At 69.2% G+C, this 2467-nt stretch carries 2 protein-coding genes; both read left to right on the top strand.

Annotated features, from left to right (window positions below; translation table 11 throughout):
* The first annotated feature begins 18 nt into the window (after positions 1-18).
* On the top strand, positions 19-585 hold the full coding sequence (locus ACWGI8_RS43050; protein ID WP_453668925.1) for a PadR family transcriptional regulator: 567 nt from the start codon (positions 19-21) through the stop codon (positions 583-585).
* Between the two features lie 76 nt (positions 586-661).
* Entirely contained in the window at positions 662-2380 is a 1719-nt protein-coding gene (locus ACWGI8_RS43045; RefSeq protein WP_453668923.1) for an acyl-CoA dehydrogenase family protein, read from the top strand.
* Positions 2381-2467: the final 87 nt, after the last annotated feature.

The raw sequence follows: 2467 nt of genomic DNA, 5'->3' as shown, positions 1-2467 counted from the left end.
GCATAGAAGGATCGAGGTATGGCGCTCGAACACGCGATCCTGGTCTCGCTGCTGGAGAAGCCGGGCTCCGGCTATGAGCTGGCCCGGCGGTTCGAGCGGTCCATCGGCTACTTCTGGACCGCCACCCATCAGCAGATCTACCGCGTTCTCAAGCGCATGGAGTGCGACGGCCTGCTCGACGTCCGCGACGTGCCGCAACAGGGCCGGCCGGACAAGAAGGAGTACTCCGTCGCCGGCCTCGGCCGCGCTGCCCTCTCCCGGTGGCTGCACGAGCCGATCGAACCCGAGAGCATCCGGCACGAGCTCGCCGTGAAGATCCGCGGTGCGGCCTTCGACGACCCCGGCGCGCTCCTTCGCGAGGTCGAGCGGCACCGCCAGGTGCACAGCGACCGGCTTGCGCACTTTCTCGCGGGGGAACTGCGTGACTTCACCGGGCCCGAGGCCCCCGCACCGCCAGACGCCGGTCAGGAGCTGCAGCATGTCGTGCTGCGCGGCGGCATCGCGTACGAGCGGATGACGATCGCCTGGCTCGACGACGTACTCGCCACCCTCGACCGCCTCGGCGCGTCGCAGTCGCACTCCTGAACCGCCCAGCTTCTCTTTCCCCTGGCAACCGGCAACCGGCACCCTCAACCCTCAACCACTCGGAAGGCGAACCTCCATGACCGACGCCCTGCTGTTCAACCCGCGGACGTACGACCCGGCGCACTTCGACCCCGAGACCCGCAGGCTGCTGCGCGCCACCGTCGACTGGTTCGAGGAGCGCGGCAAGCGCAGGCTGATCGAGGACTACCGCTCCCGTGCCTGGCTCGCGGACTTCCTCGCGTTCGCCGCCAAGGAAGGGCTGTTCGCCACCTTCCTCACCCCGTCCTCCGCCGCCGGACGGGAGGACCAGCGCTGGGACACCGCCCGGATCGCCGCGCTCAACGAGATCTTCGGGTTCTACGGCCTCGACTACTGGTACGCGTGGCAGGTGACCATCCTCGGTCTCGGCCCGGTCTGGCAGAGCGACAACACCGCTGCTCGTACCCGCGCGGCGGAACTGCTGGACCAGGGCGAGGTGTTCGCCTTCGGCCTGTCCGAGAAGGCCCACGGCGCTGACATCTACTCCACCGACATGCTCCTGGAGCCCGACGGCAACGGTGGCTTCCGGGCGAGCGGCTCCAAGTACTACATCGGCAACGGCAATGCCGCAGGGCTCGTCTCCGTCTTCGGCCGCCGCACCGACATCGAGGGCCCGGACGGGTACGTCTTCTTCGCCGCCGACAGCCGCCACCCGGCGTACCACCTGGTGAAGAACGTCGTCGACTCCTCGAAGTACGTCAGCGAGTTCCGCCTCGACGACTACCCGGTCGGTCCCGAGGACGTCCTGCACACCGGACGCGCCGCCTTCGACGCCGCGCTCAACACCGTCAACGTCGGCAAGTTCAACCTCTGCACCGCCTCGATCGGCATCTGCGAGCACGCGATGTACGAGGCCGTCACCCACGCGCACAACCGCGTCCTCTACGGCCGCCCCGTGACCGCCTTCCCGCACGTGCGCCGCGAGCTGGCCGACGCGTATGTCCGCCTGGTCGGCATGAAGCTGTTCAGCGACCGTGCCGTCGACTACTTCCGCTCCGCCGGCCCCGACGACCGCCGCTACCTGCTGTTCAACCCGATGACGAAGATGAAGGTGACCACGGAGGGCGAGAAGGTCATCGACCTGATGTGGGACGTCATCGCGGCCAAGGGCTTCGAGAAGGACACCTACTTCGCGCAGGCCGCCACCGAGATCCGGGGGCTGCCCAAGCTCGAGGGCACGGTCCACGTCAACCTCGCGCTGATCCTCAAGTTCATGCGCAACCACCTGCTGGACCCGGCCGAGTACGCGCCCGTGCCGACCCGCCTCGACGCGGCCGACGACGCGTTCCTCTTCCGGCAGGGACCGGCCCGCGGGCTGGGTTCCGTACGCTTCCACGACTGGCGCACCGCCTACGACGCGTATGCCACTGTGCCCAACGTCGCCCGCTTCCGCGAGCAGGCCGACGCCCTGTGCGAGTTCGTCACCACCGCAGCCCCCGATGAGGAGCAGAGCCGCGACCTCGACCTTCTTCTCGCCGTCGGCCAGCTGTTCGCGCTGGTGGTGCACGGCCAGCTGATCCTGGAGCAGGCCCGCCTGAAGGACTTGGACGAGGACGTGCTCGACGAGCTGTTCTCGGTCCTCGTACGCGACTTCTCCGCGCACGCCGTCGAGCTGCACGGCAAGGACTCCGCCACCGAGGAGCAGCAGCGCTGGGCGCTGGGCGCGGTGCGGCGTCCCGTTGTCGACGAGGCTCGCTCGGCGCGCGTCTGGCAGCGCGTCGAGGCGCTGTCCGGGGCGTACGAGATGGCGCCGTAACGACGCAGCCACTGGGCCCGTCGACACGTCGGCGACCACGCCCGCGGGGGCAGTTCCCCCAACCACCACGGCCCACCGCGCGACACC

This window comes from Streptomyces sp. NPDC054841 (assembly GCF_053611045.1).
This window is presented reverse-complemented; position numbering and strand designations above follow the sequence as displayed.

Excerpts from the sequence above, each read along its gene's own strand:
- ACWGI8_RS43045 (WP_453668923.1), top strand. The coding sequence starts at position 662 with ATGACCGACGCCCTGCTGTTCAACCCGCGGACGTACGACCCGGCGCAC.
- ACWGI8_RS43050 (WP_453668925.1), top strand. The coding sequence starts at position 19 with ATGGCGCTCGAACACGCGATCCTGGTCTCGCTGCTGGAGAAGCCGGGC.